Source organism: Saccharothrix sp. 6-C, assembly GCF_016695385.1.
GTDB classification, from domain to species: domain Bacteria; phylum Actinomycetota; class Actinomycetes; order Mycobacteriales; family Pseudonocardiaceae; genus Actinosynnema; species Actinosynnema texasense.
This window is the reverse complement of record NZ_CP064192.1, coordinates 5,784,057-5,809,991: the sequence shown is the minus strand read 5'-3', so window position 1 is coordinate 5,809,991 and position 25,935 is coordinate 5,784,057. Positions and strand designations below refer to the sequence as shown.

The window sequence follows — 25,935 nt, the reverse complement described above, 5'->3', positions numbered from 1 at the left end:
GCTTGGACACGCCAGTAACCATTAGAAGAACTGTCGCACGCGCGCATGTCCGCTGTCAACGGACAGAGGCCTGGGCAACCGTTAGAAGTGCGCTAGCCTCCACGGCATGGACACGGACGCGCCGCTGCTGGGCGAACCGCTCCCGGTGGAGCTGATGAACACCATCTGGGCCGACCGGGACGGCGTGCACGACTCGCTGCGCGACCGCGACGGCATCAAGGCCTGGCTGCACGCCGTCGCCGCCCGGACGGACCTGATGGCGCCCGGCGACCTCGACGCGCTCACCGCGGCCGACCTCGACCGCCTCGGCCACCGGCTGATCGGCCTGCGCGACGCGCTGCGCCGGCTGGCCGCCGAGGTCACCGGGGACCCGCGCCCGGCGGCCGTCGCCGACCGCGGCCTCGAAGCGGCCGTGACCGCGCTCAACCGGGCCGCCGGCGACACGCCGAGGTGGTCGGCGCTGTCCTGGGCGCCGGGCGGGGCGCCCTCGCGGCACCCGCGCACCGGGGGACCGGCTGCCTCCGCCGCCGTCTCCGCCATCGCCGAGGACGCCGTCGCGCTCTTCGGCGGGGACACCCGCGACCAGCTGCGCGCCTGCCTCGCGCCGGCCTGCGTCCTGTACTTCCTCAAGAACCACCCCCGCCGGGAGTGGTGCTCCGCGGGCTGCGGCAACCGTGCCCGCTCCGCCCGCCACTACCAGCGCCACCGCGGCACGCCGGCCTGACCTTCGACATCTCTATAGCTTCAGTGAAGATCGAACAAGGTCGTGGTCCGGCACACGATCGGTGGGCGTAAGGTCCGCCGCATGGCCGTGGGAGGCAGCAGGAAGGTACGTGCCGCGCGCAAGCGGAAGCGCCGGATGGAGCGCGCCGAGAACGACCTCTCCGTGGCGGAGTGGACCGCGCTCAAGGCGGCTTGGGGTGGCTGCGCCTACTGCGGGGCCGCGGGCGTGCCCCTCCAGAAGGACTGCGTGCAGGCGTTGTCACGCGGAGGGCGGTACACGCTCGACAACATCGTGCCCGCGTGCGGATCGTGCAACGCGAGCAAGTGCAACACCGAGGTCACCGGGTGGTTGCGGCGCAAGCGGCTGGACGAGCGGGCGTTCCTGCTCCGCCACGTGGAGGTCAACGCCGAGCTGGCGCTGCGGTTCGGGAGCCTGGCCGCCCCGGCGGCGCCCGAGGGCGGCGAGGCGGCGGCTGCCGCTGGTGTCGTGCCGGAACACCAGCGGCAGTAGCGCCGAGGCTCGCTCAGTACGGGTTGCCCGGCACGTTCAGGCGGGTCTGGTAGAGGCCGAACCCGCCGCCGGCGATCCCGGAGGTGATGAACAGCGTCCGCCCGTCCGGTCCGCCGAACGCCGCGTTGGTGCTGTTGCGCCCGGCGGAGACGGTGCCGAGCCGCGCGCCCGACGGGGAGAAGACGTGGACGAGACCTTCGTCGTAGGAGGCCCAGTACAGGTTGCCCGCGCAGTCGACGGTCGCGCCGTCGGGCGTCCGCATGCTCGCGAACGTCGTGCGGTTGCCGGTGCTGCCGTCGGGGAAGACGGTGTACTTCATGATCGCGTTGCTGCTGGTGGCGCCGACGTAGAGCGTCCTGCCGTCGGGCGACAGGACGATGCCGTTGGGTTGGCGCAGGGTGTCGTCGACGAGGCTGACCACGCCGTCGCGCACGCGGAAGACGCCGGTGCGGCCGCCCTGCTCGTCGGCGCGGTTGCCGCGCTGGAAGTTCGGGTCGGTGAAGTAGGTGGTGCCGTCCTGGCCGATGGTCACGTCGTTGGGGGAGTTGAACGCGCGGCCGAGGTAGTTGGCCGCGACGGTGGCGCGGCTGCGGTCGGCCAGGCTGTAGGAGGAGAGGGTGCGGTTGTCGTGGGTGGCGGCGAGCAACCGCGTGCCGTCGGGCGTGACCGCGAGGCCGTTGCTGCCGGAGTCGGCGATGAACGTCTCGAAGGTGGCCGGTGGCGTGTACCGGAGCACGGACGACGGCTGCACGCCCTGGGGGCCGCTGGGGTTCTGCATGTGGGACAGCAGCAAGGTGCCCGTCCGCTGGTCCCAGGTCGGGCCCTCGAGGAAGTTGAACCCCCCTCGGATGAGCTGGGCGGACACCGACTGCGCGGGTAACGGCGGCCCGTAGGTCGCTCCGGGTGTGCACGGCGCGGCCGTCGCCGCGGCGGCGAGAGCGCCGGGCGCGCCGGGGGTCACGAGGCCCGCGATGGCGATCGCCACCGCCGTGAGGGTGCGCGTGCGGCGGTGGCGCGACGTCCTGCGGTGAGTCATGGCGACTCCCTTCGTGGTCGGGGAAGCCGTGCCGCCGGGCCGGGACGTCCGCCCGGCCCGGCGGCGCGGTTCACCGTCCGAGTTGGACTTTCAGGATGCTTTCGTTGCTGTTGTTCGCGATGCTGTCCTTGTCGCCCCGGTTGCTGGTGGTCAGCCAGAGGCCGCCGTCGGCGGACGGTTCCACGGTGCGCAGCCGGCCGTGGACGCCGTTGAGGTGCTGCTCGACGTTGGTCAGGCCGTCGCCGGAGATCTCGGCCCGGTACAGCCGCGCGCCGCGCAGGCAGGCGATGTAGAGGGCGTCGCGGACCACGGCGATGCCGCTGCACGAGCCCTCGGCGACGGGGTAGGTGCGCTTCGGCGCGACGAAGCCGGGTTCGCCGCAGCTGCCGGTGGTGCCCTCGCAGGCCGGCCAGCCGTAGTTGCCGCCGCGGACGATCAGGTTGGTCTCGTCCATGACGGAGTTGCCGAACTCCTGTTCCCACAACCGGCCCTGGGAGTCGAAGGCCAGGCCCTGGGGGTTGCGGTGGCCGTAGCTCCACACCGGCGTGCCGAAGGGGTTGTCCGCGGGGATCGTGCCGTCGCGCTTGATGCGCAGCACCTTGCCGGCGAGGTTGTCGAGGTCCTGGGCCCAGTCGCCGTTCTGGCCGTCGCCGGTGGCGATGTACAGCGTGCCGTCCGGGCCGAACCGCAGCCGGCCGCCGTTGTGGTACTTGTTGCGCGGGATGCCGGTCAGCAGCACCTGCGGGGTGCCGGTGAGCGCGCCGTCGGTGTAGCGGATGCGCACCACGCGGTTGTCGGTCGTGGTGGTGTGCATGACGTACAGCCAGGGGTCGGCGGTGAAGTCGGAGGCCACGGCGAGGCCCAGGACCCCGCCCTCGCCGTCGGTGCCCGCCACGTTCGGCACGCGCCCGACGGTGGTCTTCGCGCCGGTGGCGGGGTCGAGGCGGACGATCTCGAAGGCGTCGCGGCGGCCGTAGAGCACCTGCCCGCCGGGCAGGGTGGTCAGGCCCCACGGCAGGTCGGTCTCGGAGGCGACCTTGGTGACCGAGCACAGCGCCGTGGCGCACGTGCTGCCCGTGGTGACGGCGACGGCCGTGCTCGCCGCCGAGCGGTTGGCCTGCGCGTCACGCGCCCGCACCTGGTACTGGTAGCGGGTGTTCGCGGTCAGGCCGCTGTCGGTGAACGACGTCGTGGTCGCGCCGCTGGTCGAGCCGACCTGGGCGCCGTCGCGCAGGATCTCGTAGCCCGTGACGCCGACGTTGTCGGTGGCCGCCGTCCAGCGCACCGTGACCGTCGTGCCGGACGCGGTCGCCGTCACGCCGGCGGGGGTGGTGGGCGGCTCGGTGTCGGCCTGGCACTGCGGCACGGTGATGGTGACCGTGGAGCTGGCCTGGGAGACGTTGCCCGCGGCGTCGCGGGCGTTGACGTACAGGCCCCAGGTGGCGCCCGGCGCGACGGTCAGGTCGGCCGACCGCGCCGTGCCCGGCACCGACGTCATGAGCTGCCCGTCGTGGTAGATGTCGTAGAAGGCCACCGCGACGTCGTCCGTGGACGCCGACCACGAGAACGTCACCCCGGCGCACGTCAGGTTCGAGGTGCGGGGGTTGCCCGGCGGGGTCGGTGGCGTGGTGTCGGCGCCGAGCTTGACGAGCTGCCACTGCTGGTCCGCGCGGTCCGTGTCGGGGAGCTGCCCGACCCGGGCGCCGTCGGTGGTGGCGGAGTCGAGCACGGTCACGGCCTTGCCGCTGGCCCGGTTGAGCAGGCGCACGTGCCCGCCGGCGGAGTCGGCCAGCCGGAACTGCCGGTCTGCGCGGTCGGCGTCGGTGCTCTGCACCAGGCCGGCGCGGTCGGCGGTGGACGGGAAGGTCAGGACTTTGCCGCTGTGCCTGGACTTGACGCGGTAGTAGCCGCCGCCCGCGTCGATGAACTGCCACTGCTGCCAGGCGCCGTCGTTGCGGGTGTACTGGGAGATCCGGGCGCCGTCGGTGGTGGCGCGTCCGTACACGTCCAGCGCCTTGCCGCTGGTGCGGTTGACGAGGACGTACGAGGCGGTGGTGTCCACCGTGGCGGCCGAGGCGCCGGACACCGGGAGGACGACGCCGAGGAGGGACAGCGCCACCACCGGCACCACCCGCAGTCGCGGGCGGTGGACCGGGCCCTTCCTCGTCGCCAGGGAGTCTCGCATGGTGTTCCTCTCGCGGAATGCAAGGCCAATTTGCCTTGTTATCGCTAACAAAATTGAGGCGGAACAATGCTGCGTCGATGGCGGTCGACCTGCACCGGGGGTGTTCGAGCGGAGCTGCGCTCAGCTGTGCCGATCGGCGGTCGCGGAGGGGACCGGGCCGGGTCTGCGGCGGTTCGCGAGCGGCGTGGATGACTTCTGCGCACGTGGAGCCATGCTTCGCCTCCTTGCGAGCAGGGTGCGTCGTGGTCGTCGCGTGCCGGGTGAGCGTGATTGGGAGCGCTCCCAGAAGCACCGTAGCGCAACCGGTTTGCCGCCGACAAGACCAACAACGGGTCCACCCGCCCGCGTTAGCGTTAACAGCGCTGGTTACCTGCGCTTTCGGGTTGCCGCTGTGCGGTGCCCGGTCCGACCGGGGGCGGCCGGGACGTCAGCCGGTCAGGAAGTCGAGGACGGCGCTCCGGAACGCGGGGCTGCCGACCGCGCCGCCGTGATCGCCCGCCACCACGTGCAGCCGGGCGCCGGTGATGGCGTCGGCGAGCACGTGGGGTCGTCGGGCGAGCGGGTCGTCGTCACCGGCGATCACCAGGGTCCGGGCGGTGATCGCGCCGAGGTCGATGCCGCCCTGGTGCGCGGCGCGCGCCTGCGCGGCCAGGGAGGGCAGGTCGGCTCCCACCGCTTCGGCGAACGCGCGCATGCCGGCGGCCTCGGGTGGCACGGGACCCGGGTCGTCGGCGAGGAGCGCGTCGGCCAGGACGTCGTTGGGCAGCACGCGCGTGTCGACGCCGCCCACCTCGACGACCCCGGCGCCGACACCGCCCACGACCAGGGTGCGCACGGCGGGTTCCCCGGCGGCGGTGAGCAGGGAGATGATCGCGCCCATCGAGTAGCCGACGAGGTCCACGGCGGGGACGCCCAGGGCGGCGACGACCGCGCGCAGGTCGCGGGCCATGCGCGGCTCGCCGTAGCGGGCGGGGTCGGGTGACTTCCCCGAGAGGCCGTGACCGCGGGCGTCGACGCCCACGACCGCGCGACCGGCCGCGGTGAGGGCCGCCACCGTGCCGCGACCGGCCCACTCGACCGAGGTGTCGGCGGCGAAGCCGTGCTGCAGCACCACCGGCACGGGGTGGGGGTCGACGCCGGGGTCCGGTTCCCAGCGGTGGTAGGCGATCGCGGTGCCGTCGTCGACCACGAGCGTGGAGGTCCGCGGTGCGACACCGGCGGGTGAGTCGGCCATGGACTGCCTCCGCGTGGAGCACTCGGGGTTCGCTGCGGTGGAACGATACGTCGCCACGCCGACCGGTCGCGTCCGGTGCCCTGACGGAATCTTTGCGGCCGGTGGGGGCAGTGGTTGCCGGAGCACCGGGTGCGGCCGGTCGGGCCGGAGGGCCCGGGCAGCACGCCGGGCCGACGTCGACGCCCAGGCGGGCGCCTGCGCCACCGGCATCCTGGCCATGATGGTGTCGGCGTCGGTCGCGGTGACGACCTCCGCCGCGGCGACACCGCCCCGGTGGACCGGGAGATCATCCGCACCCACGAGCCCGACCCGGCTCGGCGACCCGGCATCCACGTCGGCGGCTGACCCCGCGCGCGCCGGTCAGGGTTGCTCGCCGGGCGCGCGCATGGCCTCGGTCCCGATGTGGTTGAGGCAGAACTCCACGGAGTGCGCCATCAGCCACCCGGTCTGCGCGTCGCGGAAGATGCGTTGGATCGGCGAGGTCGCGACGAAGCCGGAGCCGCCACCGACCTGGAGGCACAGTTGCGCGATGTCGCGGGCGACGCGGTTGGCCGTGGGTTTCGCGCGCAGCGCGGAGGGCAGGAAGTGCGGGGAGTCCCGGTCGGCCAGCCAGGCGCTGTTGTGGGCGACCAGCGCGGCCGCTTCGAGGCGGAGCACGGCGTCGGCGACGTCGAACTGGAGGTGCTGCTCGTCCGCCAGGGGGCGCCCGGTGGAGGGCAGGGTCCGGCCGCGGGCGTAGCGGACGAGGGTGTCCAGGGCGGTGTCGGCGATGCCGAGCGACAGCCAGGCCAGGCCCGCGGCGATGTGGTTGGGCTTGGGCACGGGGGAGGGCGGGCACCGCCGGTCCGAGCGGAGCACGGTGCCGTTGAGCCCGACCAGGTGGCTGCGGGTGGCGCGCAGCCCCAGGGTGTCCTGCGGCTCGAACGTCACGGTGTGGTCGGGTTCGAGCCCGAACAGGGTGGGTTGGCCGTCCACGAGCGCGTTGACGAGGAAGTGGTCGGCGATCTCGCAGCCGGACACGAACCGCTTCGCGCCGGTGAGCCGGTACCCGCCGTCGACGGGTTCGGCGACCTGCTGGGGTGAGAGGAACTGGTTGCCGCCCGAGGGTTCGGACAGGGCGTTGGCGAAGCGGCGTCCGGCGATCAGCTCGTCGGCGTAGTACCGGGCCAGCTCGGGGGTGCCGTGGCGGACGAGGCCCTCGGCGGCCCCGATGTGCATGAGCCACAGGCAGGCGGTGGACGGGTCCGCGGCGGCAAGGACCCGCAGGACCGCGCCGACGGTGCGGTAGCTCAGCGACTGCCCGCCCAGCTCCCTCGGCAGGGTGGCCTGGTCGAGGCCGGCGGCGTGCAGCGCCCGCAGGTTCTCCACCGGCAGCCGCGCGGTCCGGTCGGCCTCGTCGGTGGTGGCGGCGAACCCGGCGGCCAGTTCGGTGGCGACCCGGACCCACGACCGCTCGTCCGCGGGTGGGCCGAGCGGGTGGTCGTCGGGCATCGGCATGGTCATGGGTTCGGGTCCTCCCGGGTGAGCGCGCCTCGTCCGCACACTGTGGCGCGCCACCCGACGATGATCAAGGGTCCGCCTCCGCCCGCCGGTGGCCGCGCCCGCGCGGAGGTCAGCCGATGAGCAGGGTCGACGGTCCGGTGATCAGCTCCACGCCGGTGTCGGTGAGGCACCGCAGCGGGGTGAGCGTCACCTGCGCGCCGGGCGAGGCGATGGGGCTGCCCGCGAACTTGCCGGCCTCGACGGAGCCCACGACGACGACGACCGCTTCACCGCCGGGCTGCACGATGAGGGCGAAGGTGTAGGCGAGCCTGCTCTGCTCGCCGGTGTTCCACGTGATGACCTCCGTGGTGCTCCCGTCGGAGGTCAGGCACCCCAACGCCCCCGAGCCGGTGACGACGGAGGTCCCCGACGTGATGGCCGGGTCGGTGGAGGCGCAGTCGTAGGCGCCGCTGCCGGAGATCCCGACCTGTCGCGGCAGCAGCCGCAGACCCGGGTCGAAGCGCACGGTGTTGGTCCCGGCGCAGGTCGTCAGCGCTTCGGCCGCCCGGTGGGTCGGCTGCGCCCGGGCGCCGGGCGCCGCGATCACCGACAGCAGTGCGACGAGCAGCGCCGCGGTCAGTCTCCTGTGTGCGCACATCATCGTTCCTCCCGGGAACCCGATGGCCCGCCGTGGCCTGCCAGTCCGGCGACGGCGAGTCGGTCGACGTGGTCGAGCAGGGTGTCGAGGTCCTGCTCGGTGGTGCGGGGGTTGGTGGTGCAGGCGCGGAAGCAGGGACGGCCGGCGACCAGGGTGGGCAGCAGCAGGGAACCGGGGCTCTGGTCGAGGAGCAGGTCGCTGATCCGGCGGTGGGCCGGGGCGTCGCGCCCGGCGGCGCGGTGGGTGAAGCACACCACGGCCAGGCGAGGGCCGGTGAGCAGCTCGAAGCCCGGCCGCCGGCGCACCTCGGCGGCCAGGTGGGAGGCGAGGGCCAGGCCGCGGTCGACGGCGTCGCGCACCGCGTCCAGGCCGTGCACCTTGATGCTGAACCACAACCGGAACGCCCGGAAGGGACGCGTGTACTCGATGCCGCTCGCACCCAGGTCGCGGGACTGCCCCGGGTCGTGCATCGCCGCGAGGTAGTCGGAGCCCAGGTGGAAGGTCTCGGCCAGCGCGCCGGGATCGCGCAGCAGCAGGCAGCCCAACCCGAAGGGCTGGAACATCCACTTGTGCGGGTCGACGGCGACCGAGTCCGCTTCGGACAGCCCGTCCAGCAGCGGACTCCCGGTCGAGCCCAGGGCCGCGGCCGCGCCGAACGCGCCGTCGACGTGGAACCAGAGCCCTTCGTCCCGGCACACCCGCGCCAGTTCGGCCAACGGGTCGACGGTGCCGGTGTTGGTGGTGCCCGCGGTGGCGACCAGCATCAGCGGCCGGCGCCCGGCGGCGCGGTCGGCGTCCACGGCGGCGCGCACGGCGTCGGGCACGAGGCGGTCGTCGTCGCAGGGCAGCACCCTGGTCTGCGCGGGCGCGAAGCCCAGCACGCGCAGGGCGCGGCCGACGCCGGGGTGGGCCTGCTCGCCGAGGTAGACGACCGGGACGCGGTCGTGGGGCGGCGGGCCGAGCCGGTCGCGGGCCACCGCGACGGCCGTCAGGTTGGCGACGGAGCCGCCGGAGGTGAACACGCCCCCGCTGCCGGCGGGCATGCCCAACGCCGCGGCCAACCACCGGGCGGTGACCAGCTCCACCTGGGAGGGGCCCGCGGCGAGCGCCCAGTTCACCGTGGTGAGGTTCAGCCCGGTGGCCACCGCGTCGGCGAGGGCGGCCACCGGGTCCGCCGGGCCTGGGACGCCGGCGAAGCTGCGCGGGTGGTCGGCCTTCACCAGGTGGGGCAGGATCCCGTCGACGACCTGGGGCAGCACCACGTCGGCGGGCGTGGGGCCGCGCGGGGCCGGTTCGTCCAGCCACGCCAGGTCTTCCGGTCGGGCCCGGCGCCCCGGCGACGAGGTCGCGGGCCCGAGGTGGTGGTCCACCACCAGGTCGGCCACCGCGTGGGCCAGCCGGCGCAGCTCACCGGCGTCGTCCCGGCCGATCACCGGTCACGTCCCGCGAGCGGCCGCGCGGTGGGGCGCAGCGCGTCGAGCCACGCCCGCGCGTCGGAGGTGAGGCGGGGCGGGTGCTCGACGGCGGCCACCCGGTGCCCGAACTGCACGAGCACCGCCTCGTCGCCCGGTCCGACCGGGTCGCCCTCGGCGGCGTGCGCCCACACCAGCGCCTCGTCGGGGCCCAACCGCGACAGCGCGCGGTCGGCCACGCGGCGGACGTCGCCCGGGGCGACCATCCGGTAGCACCCGGTCTCCGGCACTCCCCGGGCCCGGCCGGTGTCGGCGAAGTGCGCCACGAGCTGGCTGAACGGGGGAGCGGACGGATCGGGGTCGCCCGCGGCCAGCACCGGGGTGAGCGGGGCGAGGTCGGCCAGGACGTGCACGCCCAGCAACGGCAACAGCCCCCGCCCGACCTCGACCGCGTGCACCAGCGACACGACGGTCTGGAACCGGGGGTTGATCTCGACGGCCCACACGCGACCGTCCCGGTCGAGGACCGCGTCGATGCCGAACGCGCCCAGGAACCCCCGTGCCCGCAAACGCTCGCCCACCGCGTGGCACGCCGACCGGGCCCGCGCCGCCGACCCCGCCGGCACGTCGGCGTCGCCGAGCAGCTGGTTGCCGCAGTGGGTGCCCCAGCCGGCCCCCAGCTCGGCGATCCCGACGAGCTGGTGCGAGACCCCCGACACCACGGTCACGTCGCGACCCACGCAGCCCGACACCGTGATCGGCAACCCCGGCACGTGGCGGGAGACCTTCAGCGGCTCACCCGACCAGGGGGCCGCCGCCTCGGCCAGCTCCTCCTCCGCGCGCACCAGCCTGGTGCCGCGGCCGATGAGGTTGTTGGCGCGCCGTTGCAGGACCACCGGGCCGTCGCGCAGCCAGCCCGACACCTCGTCGGGAACGGTCGTCGCGCCGGCCGGGAGCACCACCGACGGCGGGGTGCGCGCCCCGGCGGCGCGGAAGACCGACACGGCGTTGATCTTGTCCGCGGCCCACTCGGCCACCGGCCGGGGTGGCGCGAGCAACCGCGCGGCCGGGTCGTGCTCCCACGGACGTGCGGCGCCGTCGTCCTCCGGGGCGAACGTGACCGACACCCGCCGTCCCGCACCGGGTCGGCCGCCGTGCCCGACGGCGGGACCGGTGGCGTGCCGGGGCCGGGGGCGGTAGGTCAGGCCCGGGATGGCCGGTCCGCACGCGGCCGTGATGAACGCCGACCGGTCGTACCACACGACTTCGTCGACCGCCGTCGCCAACGCGGCCGAGCCCGGTCCGGCCGCCACGCCGTGCGGCGTCACGCGGACCGGACCGTCCACTCGTCCGTGGTCATCCATCCGGGCAACGTAAGTCCTGCCCGCTTCGATGAGCGGAAAACGGCGCTGTGGTTCACACTTCCGGGTCGGATGTCGACCGATCCCGCAACCACATCAACGGTGATTCGTTCAGGTGGACCCGCCGGCGTGCCGACCGGTCGCCTTGCACGGACCTGGACGAAGCAATCAAGCGTCGGGGAGGCGAGGTCGCGACGGTCGACCCGGGTCTGGTCCACCGGGAGGCCCGGCGCCTCACCCGGCGGTGCGGCGACCACCACCTCGACCGGTTCACCAACGCCGAGCGCGCGTACGACTGGCGGGCCGTCGGCGGTGTTCTCCCGGCACGCGTCCTCGGCGGCCATGAAGGTCCTGGCCGCCACCCCCCGGCTTCCCGGGAGCCGGGGGTCTCCTCGGGCACCAACTTCCTCGCCGCGCCGCCGATCATCGCGGACATGCTCCGCGAGAAGCGCACGGGTTCGGTGGCCACCGTGCTGTGCGACAGCGGCGACCGGCACCCGAACACGTACTACGACCCGGACTGGCACGACCGGAACCACGTCGACACCGCTCCGCGGGAGGAGACGATCACCCGTTTCCTCGGGACCGGCTTCTGGCTCGACCCGGGCATCCTCCCCACCGCGGCCATCGCCGACCGCCCGACCATCTGGGACAACGTGTGACGGTGCGCCCGGAGAGCGCCTATCCCGATCCGGGCGCGTCGCCGACGGGTTCGAGCACGCGCCCGCGCCGTAGGCAGGAAGGGTGACGCCATCCGGTCGAGTGACGGTGGCCGTTCGGAGCCGTGACCGCGTGGTGAGCGGCGCATGACCGGCGCCGCGGGCTGTGGCAGTGTCGTTGACGGGGGGCCAGCGGTTTGTCCGGGGGAGGGGAGCAGGGGCATGACCACCGGGGGAGACCTGTCACGTCGCGCGGTGCTGGCCGGCTCCGGTCGGATCGCGGCCGCGTTGGGCGCCACGGGCGCGTTGGCCGCGGTGGCGCCGCCGGGCGCGCGGGCGGACGACGATCCGGGCGGGAGCGCCGAGGCCGGGGCCGTGCTGCGGGAGGGCACGAACATCTCGGTCGCCCCGTCGCCCGACGGCCGGTGGCTCGCGATGGACCTGGTGACGGCGATCTGGGTGCTGCCGGCGCGCGGCGGCACGGCGCGCAGGCTGACCACCGACCTCCAGGACGCCACGCTGCCGTCGTGGTCGCCGGACGGCCGGTCGATCGCCTTCCAGTCCTATCGGGACGGCAACTTCCACCTGCACGTCGTCGACGTCGGCGGCGGGGAGCCGCGGCAGCTCACGCGTGGCCGGTTCGACCACCGGGAGCCGGCGTTCTCCCCGGACGGCAAGCGCATCGCCTTCACCAGCGACCGCGGCGGCTCCTACGGGGTCTGGCTCCTCGACGTCGCCTCGGGTGACGTCACCGCGCTCGCCGGACCGCCGGGCGAGGCCGCCGCGCCGCGCTGGTCCGCGGACGGCGAGCGGATCGTCTTCACCGTGGACGAGAACGCCGTGGACGTCGTGACGGTCCCCACCGCCGAACGCGTCCGCGTCGCCACGGCGCCGGCGGGCGGTCGCGTCCACGGCGCGGCCTTCGGACCGGACGACCGCACGCCGAGCTACACCCTCGTGCGGGGCGCCCGCGCCGACCTCGTCCTCGGCGACCGGCAGGTCACCACCGGCGAGGACGTCTTCGGCTTCGCCGCGACCTGGACCGGCGACTCCGCCCTCTACACCGCCGACGGCCGGATCCGCCGCCGCGAGCTCGCCGGCGCGGTCCGCGAGATCCCGTTCCAGGCCGTCGTGCCGGTCGCCCGCCGCTCACCCCGCCGTCCCGCGCGCGAGGCCGAAGGCGGTCCGGTGCGGGGCATCGCGAGCCCCGTCGTGTCGCGGGACGGGCGGCAGGTGGCGTTCCGCGCGCTCAACGCCGTCCACGTCGTCCCGATCACGGGAGGCAGGCCCCGCAGGCTCACCGACGGCGCGTTCTTCGACTCCGACCCGGACTTCGCGCCGGACGGCCGGTCCATCGTGTACTCCAGCGACCGGCAGGGCGTTCCCGCGCTGCGCCTGCGCGACCTGGTCACCGGGGACGACACCGCGCTGGGCGGCGCGGTCGCGGGCGCGCAGACGCTGCCGCGGTTCTCCCCGGACGGCAAGCGGGTCGCCTACGTGGACCAGGACGGCGCGGTGTGGGTCCTCGACATCGCGGCCGGAAGCCACCGGCAGGTCACGCCCACGCTCTTCCAACCCGGCAGGCCCACGTGGTCGGCGGACGGGACGGTGCTCGCGCTCGCCGCCGTCAAGCCGTTCTCCCGGCGCTTCCGCGAGGGCACCAGCCAGATCCTCACCGTGCGCCTGTCCGACGGCGAACTGCGCTACACCGAGCCGATGCCGTTCCGCTCGATCGCGACCCGCGGCGACGACGGCCCGGTGTGGTCGCCCGACGGCCGGCACCTGGCGTTCGTCGTGGAGAGCGTCGCCTGGGTCGTCGCGGTCGACGCCGAGGGCCGGTTCCTCGGCGACCCGCGCCAGGTGACCCGGGAGGTGACCGACTCCCCGGTGTGGTGCGGGCCGGACGCCCTGGTCCACCTCCGCGACGGGGTGCTGCGCCGGGTCCGCCTCGACGGCGGGCCGTCCCGCACGATCCGCCTGGACTTCTCCTGGCGCAGGCCGGCGCCGCCGCACCGCGGGATCATCCACGCCGGCGCGGTGTGGGACGGGGAGAGCGGCGGCCTCCGCCACGACGTCGACATCGTCGTGGAGCACGGCCGGGTCCAGGAGGTCCGGCCGCACCGCGCGGCGGCGGGGGAGCGGGTGGTGGACGCGCGCGACCTCGTCGCCATGCCCGGACTGGTCGACGCCCACAACCACTGGCACCTGCGCGGCCGCCAGTGGGGCGCGCGGCAGGGCAGGCTGTGGCTCGCGTACGGCATCACGACGGTCCGCTCGCCCGGCGACCCGGTCTACCAGATGCTGGAGACCAAGGAGGCGTTGGAGGCCGGCGCGCTGGTGGGGCCGAGGTTCTTCGGCACCGGCGAGGCGATCGACGGTTCGCGCGTCTACTACAACTTCATGCGACCCACGTTGTCGCGCGAGCAGCTGGACCTGGAGCTCAAGCGGGCCTTCGAACTCGACTACGACCTGGTGAAGACCTACGTGCGGCTGCCGGTGGAGCTGCAGCGGGAAGCGGTGCGGGCCGCGCACCGCGTCGGTGTCCCGCTGTCGTCGCACTACCTGTACCCGGCCGCGGCGATCGGCATGGACGGCATGGAGCACGTCGGAGCCACCAACAGGCTCGGCTACTCGCACACGGTGAGCCGCACCGGCCGGGCCTACCAGGACGTGGTGGAGCTGTTCGCGCGCTCCGGGATGTCGGTCACGCCGACCCTGTTCCACTCCCGCGCCCTCTACGCCGAGGACAAGTCCCTGGTGACCGACGAACGCACCCGCGTGCTGTTCCCGCCGTGGGAGTACGACCGGTACGCCGCCGACGCCGAGGTGGCGGGCAAGCCGGAGTCGCCGTGGTCGCGCGACATCCTCGCGGGCTGGGTGGACATGGTGCTGCGCGTGCACCGCGAAGGCGGGCTCGTGATCTGCGGCACGGACGCGCCGCTGGACACCGTGGCCACGTCGACGCACCAGAACCTGCGCGCCATGGTGGCCTTCGGCTTCACCCCGGTGGAGGCCCTGACCACGGCGACCCGCAACCCGGCGGCGTGGCTGGGCCTGTCGGGTCGGGTGGGCACGCTGCGGCCGGGAGCGCACGCGGACATCGCGCTCGTCGCGGGCAACCCGCTGGCCGACATCCGCGCCGCGGCGGCGGTGCGGCAGGTCGTCGTCGGCGGGACCACCCACCGCGTCGACGACCTCCTCGCGCCGTTCCGCACACCGCCGCCCGTCCCTCCGGGCCGACCGCGGTCGCACGACCACGACGTGGCGCACGACCCCGGGCACTGGTGGCACGAACCGGAGTGGGCCACTCGGGCGTGCTGCGGGGAGGTCTGACCCGACGGGCCCCGCCCGGTCGCGCGATCACCGGTCCGGGCGGTCCCGGGGACGGGGAGGCGACCCGGTCGACCGGTAGGATCGCCGGCGTGGATCCGGACGAGACCGCCGCCAGGCTCGGGGTAGCCGTCGAGGACGTCGACCGCGTGCGCCGGCTCGCCGGCGACCTGCCGTCGGCTCCGCTGCCCGCCAAGGCCGACGCGCCCGCGATCCTCGACCGGCTCGGGGTGCGGCCGGACGACGCCGCCGAGATCATGGCCGGCTGGCCCGACCCCGACTCTCCACTGTGGACCCCGGAGCTGCGCTGGCTGCTCGACCGGTCGGTCGCCCTGGTCCGCGCCGACCTCGGGGGCCACGGCTGGTTGCCGCCCGGCCCGGCGCTGCCGCGCGACCGCGGCCCCGCCTGGCGGCACCTCTACGCGTACGCGTACCTGGCCCTGGTCGACGTCGTCAGGGCCTACCACCGCGACCACGGCGTGGCGGACGCCGTGTCGTGGACGACCCTCGCGGACCTGGGTCGGAACCTCGCGATCGACCGGCGGATGCACGGCGAGGGCTGGCCGGTCATGCAGAGCTGGCTGACGCTGCACGCGCGGGGCGCCGTCTACGAGCTGGGCCGGCTGCAGCACCACCGCGGCGACGGCGCCATCGACCTGCACATCCCCGAGTCCGGGCCGTTGACCCCGGAAGCGGTCACCGCGTCGCTCGACGAGGCACGCGCCTTCTTCCCCCGGCACTTCCCCGACGAGCGCTTCACGGCGTTCGCCTGCGGCTCCTGGCTGCTCGACCCGCAGCTGCGGGAGTACCTGCCCGAGGACTCGAACATCATCCGGTTCCAGCGGAGGTTCGAGCTGGAGCCGTACGAGGAGCCGGAAGGGCTGGACGCCGACGTCGAGGTGCTGCGGTTCGCGTTCCGCACCCTCACCACACCGCTCGACCGACTGCCGCGCCGCACCGCGCTGCACCGCGCGGTCCTCGACCACCTGACCGCCGGCCGCCACTGGCAGTGGCGCCGCGGCCGCTTCCCGGCCTAGCCACCTCGCCGCGCGTCCGCCGGTACCCTCTACGCCACATCCGTCGGCAGGAGGCCCCCGTGAAGATCAGGATCGACAGCGGCGACGAGTACCACTTAAACGACTACCACTTCCTGCACCGCTACCGGTTCGTGCGGAACATCGGCGGCGGCGGCGACAGCGCCCACGTCGTGCTGCTCGACGACTTCACCAAGTGGAACGAGCTCGCCGTCGCCGTCGAGGCGGCCGTCGGCGGGAAGGTGGAGAAGACGGAGTTCGCCGCGGGGGGCGTGCGGTGGCAGCGCAAGGCCGGCCGGAAGGAGATCTGGCCGACGGCGGCCAACCACGCGGTCGAGCTGACGAACGACCAGATCGCGGCCCTGGCCACCTGGTTCAACGAGGCCGGGTACTCCGCCCCGCAGTTCCCGCCGAAACTGGTCAACGCCTCCTTCAAGACCGCCGTCGCGGTCCTGGACCGGATCAAACAGGCGAAACCGACCACCGAGCTGTCCATCCAGTGGCCGCTCCGGCTGCCGCCGGGCGTCGGCGTGGACCGGAGGACCAAGGACGGACCGGGGCGCGACCGGTACATCTGGGGCGACGAGGGCAGCGTGGAGGAGTACCCGCACATCCACTGCTTCGTAGACGGCGGCTACATCACCTCCGCGCACGCGACGATCGCACCCGAGGACGGCTCCAAGGACAAGCGCCACCCCAAGTTCCGCAGCGACCTGGCGGTCGTCCGGGACGGCTTCGCGCTCACCGCCAAGGACACGCGGATGCTCGACGAGCTGGAGCGCGTGATGCGAGCGCTGGTGTCCGGCGAGGAACTGGTCCGCACCACCACCACTACCACGCAGCCCCGGCGCGCCAGGAAGGTCGTGGACGAGGAACCCGCGCCCACCCCGGTGCCGACCGTCGCGGTCCCGGTGGTCGCGGCCGAGCTCGTCCGGTTCGCCGACTCGAACAACATCACGATCGAGCGGGTCGTGGCCTTCGCCGCCTACTACGACATCGAGCCGTCGCAGTTCGGCACCTGGGACCTCAAGAGCTTCGAGGAGATGGAAGCGCGGATGGTCACGGACTGAGCCGACCCGCGACAGGCAGCACACCGCCCCACCACCGACGGTGACGACCGCCGCCCCTGGTCAGGCCGGCCGGGAGCAGCGGTCATGATGGTGCGGTGAATGCTGCTGACTCACCCACCCCGGAGTTGACCACCGACTCGCACGGCGACGCGACGATCGTTCGCGTGGTCGGGGACATCGACATGGCCAACAGTGACGATCTGCTCGAACGCTGCGTGGAACTGCTCGACCGCGGGGTGGACACCTTGGTGATCGACCTGTCCGGGGTGCCGTTCTTCGCCTCCTCCGGAATCGCCGCCCTCGGCCACATCCGCGCGCACAGCGCCTCGCTCGGACGCCGACCGGTCCACGTGGTGGCCAGCCGGGCCGTGCGCCGGTCGCTGACCGCCACCGCGATGGACAAGCTGTTGCCGTTGCACGAGACGCTGGAGAACGCGCTGGCCGCCGCCCAGGCCGACGCTTCATAGGACCGGGCCCGGTACGGGCACAAGCGTCGGGCCCGCCGGCTGTGTGCCGGCGGGCCCGTGCGCTGTGGTGGTGTCGGTGTCAGCTGTGGGCGCGGTGGCCTCGGCTGGTGACGACGTGGTAGATGCCGAGCACGACCAGCGAGCCGAGGATGGCGAGCAGCCAGGTGCTCAGGTCGAAGAAGCTGCCGATGTCGGAGCCGAAGATCGCGCGGCCGATGAAGCCGCCGAGGATGGCGCCGACGATGCCGAGCAGCATGGTGATGACGATGCCGCCGGGGTCCTTGCCGGGCATGATTGCCTTGGCGATGGCGCCGGCGATGAGGCCCAGAACGATCCAACCCAGGATGCCCACAGTGCTTCCTTGTCCTCGTGCCACGCCGACTCTGCGTCGCGGCGTGATCGTTACAGGGGTCGGGGTGCCCACATCGCGCGGATTTCACACCTCCGGGAGTTCAGTGGCGTGGTGACGTCGAAGAACGTCGACGGCGCAGACCGGTTTCGTAGTCCCGCCCCGTAGTGGGTATACCGGCGGGGACACCGCAGTAACGGCCGCCGGTGGCGGTCGCGGTGTGGCGATCCGGCGGCGATCCGGCAGGTGGATCCGGCATGAGGAGGCAGGGCGGTGGAGCAGTTCCCGCGTCCCCGACGACCGTTACCCGACGCCCACGTCCACGCGGAGGCGGAGGTGCGGGAGTTCCTCGACCCGTGGCACCCGCGGGCCAGCGTCGAGACCGGCCACCCCGAGCGGGTGCTGGTCGACCCCGAACGCGTGCTGGACAACATCACCCTGGCCCTGCACCGGTTCGACGTGGACGTCGACGCGCCGCCGGCGTTCGAACCGGACACGGTGACGGTGGACGAGCTGGCGGTCATGCTCGACGACCTCGACCGGGCGGCGGCCCTGGTGGCGCGCCTGGTCAACATCGCCGTGCAGCTCATGACGGCCCGCTACCCCGAGCCGCTCGTCCGGTTCCCCCTGCCGGACACCTACGACCTGCGCGCCGTCGACCGGCTGGCGATCGGCGACCGCGCGCACGACCTCGCCCGCGACATCCTCAACCAGCGCTTGGCCGCCGACGCCGACCTGCACCCCGACGACCTCGTGGAGCAGCTGCGCCCGCTGAACCCGGGTGAACAGGTCCACCTCCTGGTGGCCCTGTGCCGCATGTACCGCCACAAGCTCCTGGCCCTCAAACACCACACCGGAACCTACTGACCGCGGCGGGTGGGCACAGGTGCCCACGACCTCGACGGCGCCGGGCCCGCGGTCGACGACCGGCGAACCTAGTCGGCCTCGGTGCGGTCGACCGTGATCCGCAGGGACAGGGTGTCGGCGGTCAGGCCGTGCAGGCCGGACAACGACAGCACGCGCGCGGGCGCGGTCCCTTCGACGGCGTGCACGGTCAGGGCGCGGTGGGCGCGGTGCGCGGTGGCGGCGGCGTCCAGCAGCAGGGCGATGCCCGAGCTGCTGAGGTAGCCGACCTGGCCCAGGTCGATCTCGACCGGTCGCGGGTCGACGGAGTCGATCCCGGCGGTCAGGGCCGCGCGCAGGTCGTCCACCGTCATGAGATCCACGTCGCCGGTGAGGCGCAGGACCTGCACCGGGGCGTCGTCGGCGGAACCGGTGACGGCCGGGTGCCCGCTGGTCGGTTCGCGCACCGCGGCCACCGGCGCGCCCGTCGGCTCGACGGCGAGGTCGAACTCGACGGTCGTGCCGTCCTCGGCGCGGTGGAACACGGCCCGTTCGGCGATCGAGCGGATGATCTGCAGGCCGCGGCCCCGGTAGCCCTTGTCCTCCGGCTCGGGCCGCCAGTGGCCGTGGTCGCGGACCGTGACGCGGACGCCGGTCGCGGTGGTGGCGAGGTCGTAGGTGAACTCGCCCGGCACGTCGTCCGGGTAGGCGTGGTCCACGGCGTTCGCCGCGGCTTCGCCGAGGGCCAGTTGCAGGTCGTCCAGCTGGTCCGGGGACAGGCCGGCGGTGGCGGCCCACGCCTCGACGTTGCGGCGCATCACGGCCAGCTCGGAGGGCCGCGCCGGCACGGTGTTGCGCAGCGGCGGGGGCAGGTGACGGGCGAGGACCAGGGCCACGTCGTCGTCCTGGCCGTCGGCCAGCATCGACCCGATGATGGCGTCGCTGAGCGCTCGGGGCGGCAGGTCGTGCGCGTCGCGGACGGTGTCGAGCAGCCGCCGCAGGCCCTGGTCGATCACCGCGCCGCGGCGTTCGACCAGCCCGTCGGTGTAGAGCACCACCGACGCGCCCGGTTCCAGGCCGGTGGTGTTGTCGAGGTAGGGCGCGCGTCCCGGTGCGCCCAGCACCGCTCCGGTGTCCCCGGAGAGGAACCGCGCGCTGCCGGAGGCGTCGAGGACCAGCGGCGGCGGGTGCCCGGCGGCGGCCCAGCTCAGCCCGCCGGTGCTCCAGTCGAACGTCAGGCAGGCGCAGGTGCTGCCCGCCGCGCCGTTGACCCGCGCGGTGAACGCGTCGAGCCGCTCCAGCGCGGCGGCGGGGGAGTGGCCGTCGAGCAGGTAGCCCGCCAGGGCGCTGCGCAGCTGCCCCATCACGGCGGCGGCGGTCGGGCCCTTGCCGACGACGTCGCCCACGGACAGGGCGACCGCGGTGCCGCCCAGCGGCAGCACCTCGTACCAGTCGCCGCCGATCCGGGACTGGGTGGAAGCGGGCAGGTAGCGGGCGGAGGTGGCCAGCCGGTCCAGCGCGGGCAGCTCGCGGGGCAGCAGGCTGCGCTGCAGCGCCTCGGCGATCTCGTGCTCGCGCCGCAGCAGCCGCTCCCGCTCGGCCTCGGCGCGCTGCCGCTCGGTGACGTCGCGCCCGATCGCCTGCACGCCGGTCGGGGTGGCCTGGATGCTCAGCTCCACCTCCACCACCGTGCCGTCGGCGCGGCGCAGGCCCCACACCTCGGTGACGACCCGGGCGGCGGACAGGTCGGCGGTCAGCCGGGCCAACCGGTCCAGCGCCCCCGGCACGACCTGGTCGCCCACCGCGCGGCCGACCAGGTCGTCCCGGCCCTGCCCGAGCAGCGCGCACGCGGCCTGGTTGACCTCGACGAACCGCAGCTCGTGGTCCAGCACCCAGATGGCGTCGGTGGCCCGTTCCACGAGCAGCCGGTGGCGCTGCTCGCTGTCGCGCAGCGCCCGGTCGGCGTGCGCGCGCTGCAACGACTCCCAGCAGCGGTTGACCACCACCGACACCACCTCGACCTCCTCCGGCGTCCAGTGCCGGACGGTCGCCTGGTGCACGGCCATCGCCGCGGCGAACCGCCCGCCGCGCAGCAGCGGCAGGCAGATCACCGCCCGGATGCCGGTGACCCGGTAGGCGTCCAGGTCCGCCGGACCGAGCCGGGGGTCGTTCGCGCTGTCGTCCACCACCCACGGCTCGCCCGCGCGCATGGCGCGCAGCGCGCCCTCGCCGAACTCGCGCATGGCGAACCGGCCGGGCAGCGGGGGCAGCCCGGTGGCGTAGCCGCCGCTCATCACGAAGTGGTCCTCGTCGGCCTCGGTCCGCGCGTAGGCGCACCGGTCCACCCGCAGGTGCTCGCCGAGCAGGCGCGTCGCCAGCGCCATCAGCTCCTCGGCGTCGTCCAGCCGTTGCAGCTCGCGGTCGAGGACCGCGAGGAACCGCTGCCGCTCCAGCTCGGCGTGACGCGCGGTGACGTCGTTCAACGCACCGCGCACCGTCTTCGGCGTGCCGTCGGGATGCCGCACGACGTGCAGCTTCTCCTTCAACCTCCGCACCTCGCCGCGCGCGGTCACCGCCCGGTACTCCACCTCGAACACGTCCCGGTCGGGATCGTCGCGCCACCGGGCCTCGGTGGCCTCGGCCCGGTCCTCGGGGAGGATCAGCGAGCCGAGGAAGTCCGGCTCGGTCAGCCAACGGCTCGCCGGGTGGCCCAGCAGCCGCTCGGCGTGGGCGGAGACGAACGTGCAGCGGCGGGTCCGCGCGTCGGCCTGCCAGAGCACCACGGCCAGCCCGTCCACCAGTTCGCGCAGGTCGGTGGCCTCAGCCGGCACCGCCTCGGACGCGGCATCCATGTGCGCCAACCTTCCACTTTCGCGCGAACCGGTCGGCGGGCTCCAGCCCGGAACCCGGACGACCAGGCAAACGACTGGGCCGAGGGTACCCACGCGCCCGCCGAACATCCCGCACGGCCGAGCGGTCGTGGCCACACCGGCCGCCCACGACCTCCGCCGGACGCTCGCCGGCACCGCGGCGGACCGGGGTGTCACGGACCTCGGCGGTACCCGGTCTTCACTCGTGGACGACGAAGACCCGCCCGGCGCGCCGGTCAGACCTGCCGCAGTCGCCTGCCCCGGCCGGGCACCGCGGTGGTCTTCGACGGGGGAGGAGATCGCGTCGGACACGGCCGTGATCTTCCTGGGGTCGAGCGGCCACAGCACGTGGTCGATGCCCTCGGTCGTGGCGCTGACCGCGACCACGCCGAAGTCGGCGCCGTGGCGCAGCAGCACGGCGCACGGCTTGCGCGCGACGCCCACCCTGCCGTCGCCGTCGGACAGGCTGGTCACGTCCGGCGCGAAGAGCCGCTCCAGCGAGGCCACGTCACCGGGGCGGGCGGCGGCGGTGAAGGCGGCCGGCAGTTCCCGCCGGGCGTCCGGGGTCGTCTGCCTCCGGTCGACCGGAGGATGTCGGCGATCTCGGCGTAGGCGTGGCGAACTCCAGGGCCTCGCCGCGTTCGGCGCCCAGCTACGGGTCGGCGTTCGTGTCGACGGGCTCGGGCATCCGCGTCGACGGTGCCCGCCGGCTGTCACGACGGGGAGGGTGTCCGGTCTTCATCGCGGGAGACGTCCGGAACGGCCGGGTGCCGAGCTCGTGCGCTGGTCGGGCGGGCACGGCCACGAGGCGGTGCCCGCGTCACCCGACTCGGGCGCGGACGTGCTGACCGGCGCGGGACTGGACGAGGCGCTGGCCGGCGCCCAGGTCGTGGTCGACGTGGCCGACTCGCCGTCGTTCGCCGACGACGCCGTGCTGCACTTCTTCCGCACCTCCACCGCGAACCTGCTCGCCGCCGCCGAGGAGAAGCGGGCGTCGGCCACCACGTGGCGCTGTCGCTCGTGCGCGCCACCCAGTTCTTCGAGTTCGTGCGGAGCACCGCCCAGGCGGCCGCGGACGGGGACACCGTCCGCCTGTCCGACGCCCATCCAGCCGATGGCCGGCGACGACGTGGCTCGCGTTCCAGGGCGACCCGCGCGAGGTGGTGACCGACCAGGGCGCGCGGTGCTTCGGCGCCCTGCTGGAGAAGGACTCGCCGCTGCCGGGTCCCGACGCGCGGCTGTCCACCACCCGGTTCGAGCAGTGGCTGCCGCTGAACCCGCCGTCGGGGGCGCGCTGACCACACCGCCGACGCGGCTGCGGCCTGTGTGGACGGACGCGGGACCGCCCGGCGCGTGAGCGGTTCACCGCTCGTGGTCGGGAACCGCCTGCGCCTGCCGTTCCGGCGCGGGGAGGGCGGGCTCGTCGAACAGGGGGTGCACGCCCGTTCGACGCAGCAGGCGGTCCAGGTGCGCGGGGCGGTGGTCGAGCACCAGCCGCATGCCGTGCTCGGCGGCCGTGCCGCGCAACGACAGCAGCACCGACAGGGCGTAGGAGTCGAAGTGGGTCAGCCCGGTCATGTCGAGCACCAGGCGGCGTTCGGCGGTCGCCGGTTCGGCCGAGGTCGCGCCCGCCGCGGGCACGGCGGCGTCGCCGACCGGTCCGCCGCGCAGGGCGCGGGCGACGGTGTCGGCGAGCTGGTCGGCGTTCTCGAAGCCGAGATCGCCGGCCACGGCGACGGTCAGGCGCCGGTGGTGCGCGGACGTGACGGTCAGGCGCAGCGGGGACGACGGAAGTCGGGTCATGACGCGGAGGACCCGGCGTCAGGGGCGGGGAGGCGACGACGGGCGGCGGTGAGCATGGCGGTGGCGCGGGGGAAGTCGCGCAGTTCGTCGGCCAGCAACCGCAGCGCCGCGGGCAGGAGGTGGCCGGGGACGCCGCGGGTGGTCAGGATGTGCGCGGTCCAGGCGGTGAAGTCGGTGAACACCGCGGCGTCGTCGGTGTAGAGGGCGGCGGCGAGGAACTCAGTGATGTGGGTCAGGTCGTCGGCGGTGTGCTCGCGCTGCAGGTCGCTGTAGGCGCGCATCGCGTCGAACCGCTGCTCCAGACCGGTGTAGACGTTCTTGACCAGCTGGACGGTGCCGCGCGCGACCAAGGTGTACTCCTGGTCGCCGAGGTGGGGCAGGTGGTCCGCGGTCGTGCTCGCCGGGCGGGGGTGGCCGGGCGGGTCCGCCACGAGCAGGTCGGCGGCGGCACGGGCGTGCGGCGCCCACGCGTCCGCGCCCAGGCGGCGGGCGTGGCGGCCGTCGGCCCCGAACGCGGCGCCACCGGCCAGGACCGGGACCCCCGCGGCCTGGCAGGCGGTGATGGCCGCGTGCGTGCGCGGCAGCCGGGTCGCCAGCGACGCCGACAGCGCCACGACGTCCGGCCCGGTGCGGTGCAGGTGGGCCACCAGGTGCGGGGTGGGAACCTGCGCGCCGAGGTAGTCCACGGCGAACCCGCGCAGGCGCAGCACCTCGGCCAGCAGCCGGGCGGGCAGGGCGTGCCACTCGCCGTCCACGCACGCCACGGCGACCCGTGCCCGGTGCGGGCGGAGCCGGGGCAGGCTCGCGGACAGCACGCCCACCACCCGGTCGTTGATGGCGGTGACGGCGTGCTCCTGCGCCACGGTGACCCGGTTGGCCGCCCACTCCACGCCGACCCGGGCCTGCGCGGCGCCGATGACGTCGAGCAGCACGGTCTCGGCGGGCACGCCGGCGGCGAGCGCGTCGAGTACCACGTCGGTGGCGGCGTACTCGTCGCCCGCGATCAGCGCCGGCCACAGCCGCTCGACCGTCGCGGCGACCACGCCACCCGCCCCGTCCCCGGTCCCCAGGTCGGCGCGGAACCCCTCCGGCCGGGCGTCCGCGTGGTCGGGGCTCATCGTCGTGGCCGGCGCGTGCGGGATCGGCGGGCCGGAGGGACCGGTCATGCGGTGGGCCGGCCGTCGACGGCGCCCGGGTGCCGGCCACGGGGCGCGGTGATGGCCAGCAGGGCGGTGTCGTCCTGGTCGCGGGTGCCGACCCAACGGGAGACCAGCATGTGCACGTGCTCCACGATCGCTTCGGCGGGCATGCCCGCGCACGTGGCCAACGCCCGGCTCAGCCGCTCCTCGCCGAACATCTCCCGCCCCATCGGCCCGCCGTGGGCCTCGGTGACGCCGTCGGTGTAGAGCAGGCACGTCTCGCCCGGCTCCAGCAGCACCTCGGCGGTCGTCGCGGAGATCTCGGGCAGCACGCCGATCAGGGTGCCGGCGGTGTCGGACTCCTCCACGCTCCCGTCGCGGCGCAGGATCAGCGGAGGCAGGTGCCCGGCGCTGGTCAACCGCAGCCGGACCCCTTCGGGAACCCTGGTCACCGAGGCCAGGACGAGGGTGACGAAACGGGTGTGGTGCGAGTTGAGCAGGGCGTCGTTGAGCATGGTCAGCACCCGCAGGTGGTCGTCGGCCAGCGACAGCAGCGCCTGCAGGGTGGTGCGGACCTTCCCGGTGAGCACCGCGGCCTCCATGCCCTTGCCGCACACGTCGCCCAGCACCACCAGCGACGCGTTGGCCTGCTCGGCGGCTTGGGCGCGGTCGGTGCGCGTGCCCTCCGCGACCAGCGGGTGCACGTCGTAGAAGTCCCCGCCCACCTGCTCGGTGTCACCCGCGGGCCGGTAGCGGCCGGCGAACTCCACCCCGCCGATGCGCCGCAGCGTCGGCGGCAGCAGCTCGCGCAGCAGCAGCTCGGTCAGGCCGGCCTGGTGGGCGTACATCCGCGCCGCCGACATCGCCGCGCCCGCACGCGCCGCGAACAACCGCGCGAAGCCTTCCTCCTCCTCGGTGAACCCCTCCTGCCCTTGGAGGCGCAGCAGCACCAGCGCGCCGGCGGGCACGCCGTGGCCGGGCAGCGGCGTCAGCACCACCGAGCCCACCGGCCCGAAACCGTCGGGGACCAGCCAGTCCGGCATCGCCTCCGGGTCGATCCACCGCGAGGGCACCGGCGGGAACCCCTGCAACGCCTCCGCCAACCCGACGACCTGCTCGGGGTCGGCGTCCGACACCGCGGACGTGCTCTCCCCGCCGCGCTCGCACGCGGTGACCGGCAGCCCGCGGCCCGTGCCGCCCGGCGCCACGACCAGCGCCGCGTCGGCCAGGTGCGCCGCGGCCAGCTCGGCGGTCACCTGCATGCACCGCTGCGGGTTGAGCGAGGTCAGCAGGGCGGACGAGACCTGGCCCAACAGGGCGGTGCGCTCCTGCTCCACGCGCAGCGCCTCACGCGCCAGCCGGACGTCGGTGTCCTCCACCAACCACCAGGCGACCGCGTCGCCCTCGGGGACCGGGTGCGCCTCGAAGCTGCGCTCGCCGACCACCCCCGCCGCCCGGACCGCCACGCCGCCGGCCGTGGTCTCCTCGTGCGCCCGCAGCAACCAGCCGCTGACCGCGCCGTCCAGCGTCCCGCCGGTCCGGGCCAGGGGGAACAGCGCGCCGGCCGAGGAGTTGACGGACCTGATCACCCCGTCGGCGTCGGCCACCAGCAACGGGTAGGGCGCGGCCTGCCCGCGCCCGTCGACCGCGCGACGAGCGGAAAGGGTCACATCGGCATCGGCTACATCGGTCACGTCGGAAGGCATCCTGGCGGCGCCCGTCACCTCATAACGTCATCGGGCGGGTCAGGTCCTCGTCCGCCGCCGGGT

The 25,935-nt window shown here is 74.4% G+C and carries 22 protein-coding genes; 9 read left to right on the top strand and 13 right to left on the bottom strand.

Annotation, left to right across the window (positions count from 1 at the left end; translation table 11 throughout):
* Positions 1-106: 106 nt before the first annotated feature.
* Entirely contained in the window at positions 107-724 is a 618-nt protein-coding gene (locus IOD16_RS24145) for a CGNR zinc finger domain-containing protein (RefSeq protein WP_201436272.1), read from the top strand.
* A gap of 81 nt (positions 725-805) precedes the next feature.
* Positions 806-1,234 carry an HNH endonuclease gene (locus tag IOD16_RS24140; protein WP_201436271.1) on the top strand — a complete coding sequence of 143 codons (429 nt, stop codon included), beginning with the start codon at positions 806-808 and terminating at the stop codon, positions 1,232-1,234.
* Positions 1,235-1,247: 13 nt separating this feature from the next.
* Here IOD16_RS24140 and IOD16_RS24135 read toward each other — a convergent pair whose 3' ends face one another.
* From IOD16_RS24135 to IOD16_RS24105, 7 genes are all read right to left on the bottom strand, one after another.
* Positions 1,248-2,270 (bottom strand): SMP-30/gluconolactonase/LRE family protein, encoded by a 1,023-nt coding sequence (locus IOD16_RS24135; protein ID WP_201436270.1) that lies wholly within the window; start codon positions 2,268-2,270, stop codon positions 1,248-1,250.
* 70 nt (positions 2,271-2,340) lie between these two features.
* Entirely contained in the window at positions 2,341-4,455 is a 2,115-nt protein-coding gene (locus IOD16_RS24130; RefSeq protein ID WP_236594329.1) for a PQQ-dependent sugar dehydrogenase, read from the bottom strand.
* Between the two features lie 427 nt (positions 4,456-4,882).
* On the bottom strand, positions 4,883-5,689 hold the full coding sequence (locus IOD16_RS24125) for an alpha/beta fold hydrolase (RefSeq protein WP_201436269.1): 807 nt from the start codon (positions 5,687-5,689) through the stop codon (positions 4,883-4,885).
* A 360-nt stretch (positions 5,690-6,049) separates the two neighbouring features.
* Positions 6,050-7,192, bottom strand: a complete 1,143-nt coding sequence (locus IOD16_RS24120) for an acyl-CoA dehydrogenase family protein (protein ID WP_201436268.1) — start codon at positions 7,190-7,192, stop codon at positions 6,050-6,052.
* A gap of 109 nt (positions 7,193-7,301) precedes the next feature.
* Positions 7,302-7,832, bottom strand: coding sequence for a hypothetical protein (locus IOD16_RS24115; protein WP_201436267.1), 531 nt, complete (start codon positions 7,830-7,832; stop codon positions 7,302-7,304).
* Positions 7,829-9,262 (bottom strand): pyridoxal phosphate-dependent decarboxylase family protein, encoded by a 1,434-nt coding sequence (locus IOD16_RS24110; RefSeq protein WP_201436266.1) that lies wholly within the window; start codon positions 9,260-9,262, stop codon positions 7,829-7,831. The genes IOD16_RS24115 and IOD16_RS24110 overlap by 4 nt, the downstream gene beginning before the upstream one ends.
* Complete coding sequence (locus IOD16_RS24105) at positions 9,259-10,605, bottom strand: ATP-grasp domain-containing protein (protein WP_201436265.1); 1,347 nt, start codon at positions 10,603-10,605, stop codon at positions 9,259-9,261. Before IOD16_RS24105 ends, IOD16_RS24110 begins: the two co-directional genes overlap by 4 nt.
* 431 nt (positions 10,606-11,036) lie before the next feature.
* Between IOD16_RS24105 and IOD16_RS24100 the strand changes: the two genes are divergently transcribed.
* The 5 genes from IOD16_RS24100 (at position 11,037) to IOD16_RS24080 (ending at position 17,162) form a co-directional block, all read left to right on the top strand.
* Complete coding sequence (locus tag IOD16_RS24100) at positions 11,037-11,264, top strand: hypothetical protein (protein WP_201436264.1); 228 nt, start codon at positions 11,037-11,039, stop codon at positions 11,262-11,264.
* Between the two features lie 219 nt (positions 11,265-11,483).
* Positions 11,484-14,594, top strand: coding sequence for an amidohydrolase family protein (locus IOD16_RS24095; RefSeq protein WP_201436263.1), 3,111 nt, complete (start codon positions 11,484-11,486; stop codon positions 14,592-14,594).
* An 89-nt stretch (positions 14,595-14,683) separates the two neighbouring features.
* Positions 14,684-15,628 (top strand): acyltransferase domain-containing protein, encoded by a 945-nt coding sequence (locus tag IOD16_RS24090; RefSeq protein WP_201436262.1) that lies wholly within the window; start codon positions 14,684-14,686, stop codon positions 15,626-15,628.
* Positions 15,629-15,687: 59 nt separating this feature from the next.
* A complete protein-coding gene (locus tag IOD16_RS24085) occupies positions 15,688-16,695 on the top strand; it encodes a hypothetical protein (RefSeq protein ID WP_201436261.1) in 1,008 nt (335 codons plus the stop codon).
* Positions 16,696-16,790: 95 nt separating this feature from the next.
* On the top strand, positions 16,791-17,162 hold the full coding sequence (locus IOD16_RS24080) for an STAS domain-containing protein (RefSeq protein WP_201436260.1): 372 nt from the start codon (positions 16,791-16,793) through the stop codon (positions 17,160-17,162).
* A 79-nt stretch (positions 17,163-17,241) separates the two neighbouring features.
* On the opposite strand, the gene IOD16_RS24075 is transcribed toward IOD16_RS24080, so the two are convergent.
* Positions 17,242-17,514, bottom strand: a complete 273-nt coding sequence (locus tag IOD16_RS24075) for a GlsB/YeaQ/YmgE family stress response membrane protein (protein ID WP_123746795.1) — start codon at positions 17,512-17,514, stop codon at positions 17,242-17,244.
* Positions 17,515-17,784: 270 nt separating this feature from the next.
* On the opposite strand from IOD16_RS24075, the gene IOD16_RS24070 reads away from it, so the two are divergent.
* Complete coding sequence (locus tag IOD16_RS24070; protein WP_201436259.1) at positions 17,785-18,378, top strand: hypothetical protein; 594 nt, start codon at positions 17,785-17,787, stop codon at positions 18,376-18,378.
* A gap of 68 nt (positions 18,379-18,446) precedes the next feature.
* Here the strand turns inward: IOD16_RS24070 and IOD16_RS24065 are convergent, their stop codons facing one another.
* Both IOD16_RS24065 and IOD16_RS24060 read right to left on the bottom strand, forming a co-directional pair.
* Positions 18,447-21,731, bottom strand: coding sequence for a SpoIIE family protein phosphatase (locus tag IOD16_RS24065; protein ID WP_236594328.1), 3,285 nt, complete (start codon positions 21,729-21,731; stop codon positions 18,447-18,449).
* Positions 21,732-21,962: 231 nt separating this feature from the next.
* Complete coding sequence (locus IOD16_RS24060) at positions 21,963-22,331, bottom strand: hypothetical protein (RefSeq protein ID WP_201436258.1); 369 nt, start codon at positions 22,329-22,331, stop codon at positions 21,963-21,965.
* A gap of 56 nt (positions 22,332-22,387) precedes the next feature.
* Between IOD16_RS24060 and IOD16_RS41080 the strand changes: the two genes are divergently transcribed.
* A complete protein-coding gene (locus tag IOD16_RS41080) occupies positions 22,388-22,522 on the top strand; it encodes a hypothetical protein (protein WP_268957640.1) in 135 nt (44 codons plus the stop codon).
* Between the two features lie 64 nt (positions 22,523-22,586).
* Here the strand turns inward: IOD16_RS41080 and IOD16_RS24055 are convergent, their stop codons facing one another.
* Genes IOD16_RS24055 through IOD16_RS24045 form a run of 3 tightly spaced genes read right to left on the bottom strand, consistent with a single transcriptional unit; the run spans position 22,587 to position 25,860 of the window.
* Positions 22,587-23,027, bottom strand: coding sequence for an STAS domain-containing protein (locus IOD16_RS24055; RefSeq protein ID WP_201436257.1), 441 nt, complete (start codon positions 23,025-23,027; stop codon positions 22,587-22,589).
* Entirely contained in the window at positions 23,024-24,193 is a 1,170-nt protein-coding gene (locus IOD16_RS24050) for a cobalamin B12-binding domain-containing protein (protein ID WP_236594327.1), read from the bottom strand. Before IOD16_RS24050 ends, IOD16_RS24055 begins: the two co-directional genes overlap by 4 nt.
* Complete coding sequence (locus IOD16_RS24045) at positions 24,190-25,860, bottom strand: PP2C family protein-serine/threonine phosphatase (protein ID WP_236594326.1); 1,671 nt, start codon at positions 25,858-25,860, stop codon at positions 24,190-24,192. Before IOD16_RS24045 ends, IOD16_RS24050 begins: the two co-directional genes overlap by 4 nt.
* Between the last annotated feature and the right edge of the window lie 75 nt (positions 25,861-25,935).

Coding starts and splice junctions, on each gene's coding strand:
- IOD16_RS24050 (WP_236594327.1), bottom strand. CDS start 24,193: ATGACCGGTCCCTCCGGCCCGCCGATCCCGCACGCGCCGGCCACGACG.
- IOD16_RS24140 (WP_201436271.1), top strand. CDS start 806: ATGGCCGTGGGAGGCAGCAGGAAGGTACGTGCCGCGCGCAAGCGGAAG.
- IOD16_RS24100 (WP_201436264.1), top strand. CDS start 11,037: ATGCTCCGCGAGAAGCGCACGGGTTCGGTGGCCACCGTGCTGTGCGAC.
- IOD16_RS24125 (WP_201436269.1), bottom strand. CDS start 5,689: ATGGCCGACTCACCCGCCGGTGTCGCACCGCGGACCTCCACGCTCGTG.
- IOD16_RS24095 (WP_201436263.1), top strand. CDS start 11,484: ATGACCACCGGGGGAGACCTGTCACGTCGCGCGGTGCTGGCCGGCTCC.
- IOD16_RS24060 (WP_201436258.1), bottom strand. CDS start 22,331: ATGGGCGTCGGACAGGCGGACGGTGTCCCCGTCCGCGGCCGCCTGGGC.
- IOD16_RS24055 (WP_201436257.1), bottom strand. CDS start 23,027: ATGACCCGACTTCCGTCGTCCCCGCTGCGCCTGACCGTCACGTCCGCG.
- IOD16_RS24130 (WP_236594329.1), bottom strand. CDS start 4,455: ATGCGAGACTCCCTGGCGACGAGGAAGGGCCCGGTCCACCGCCCGCGA.
- IOD16_RS24145 (WP_201436272.1), top strand. CDS start 107: ATGGACACGGACGCGCCGCTGCTGGGCGAACCGCTCCCGGTGGAGCTG.
- IOD16_RS24135 (WP_201436270.1), bottom strand. CDS start 2,270: ATGACTCACCGCAGGACGTCGCGCCACCGCCGCACGCGCACCCTCACG.
- IOD16_RS24115 (WP_201436267.1), bottom strand. CDS start 7,832: ATGATGTGCGCACACAGGAGACTGACCGCGGCGCTGCTCGTCGCACTG.
- IOD16_RS24105 (WP_201436265.1), bottom strand. CDS start 10,605: ATGGATGACCACGGACGAGTGGACGGTCCGGTCCGCGTGACGCCGCAC.
- IOD16_RS24120 (WP_201436268.1), bottom strand. CDS start 7,192: ATGACCATGCCGATGCCCGACGACCACCCGCTCGGCCCACCCGCGGAC.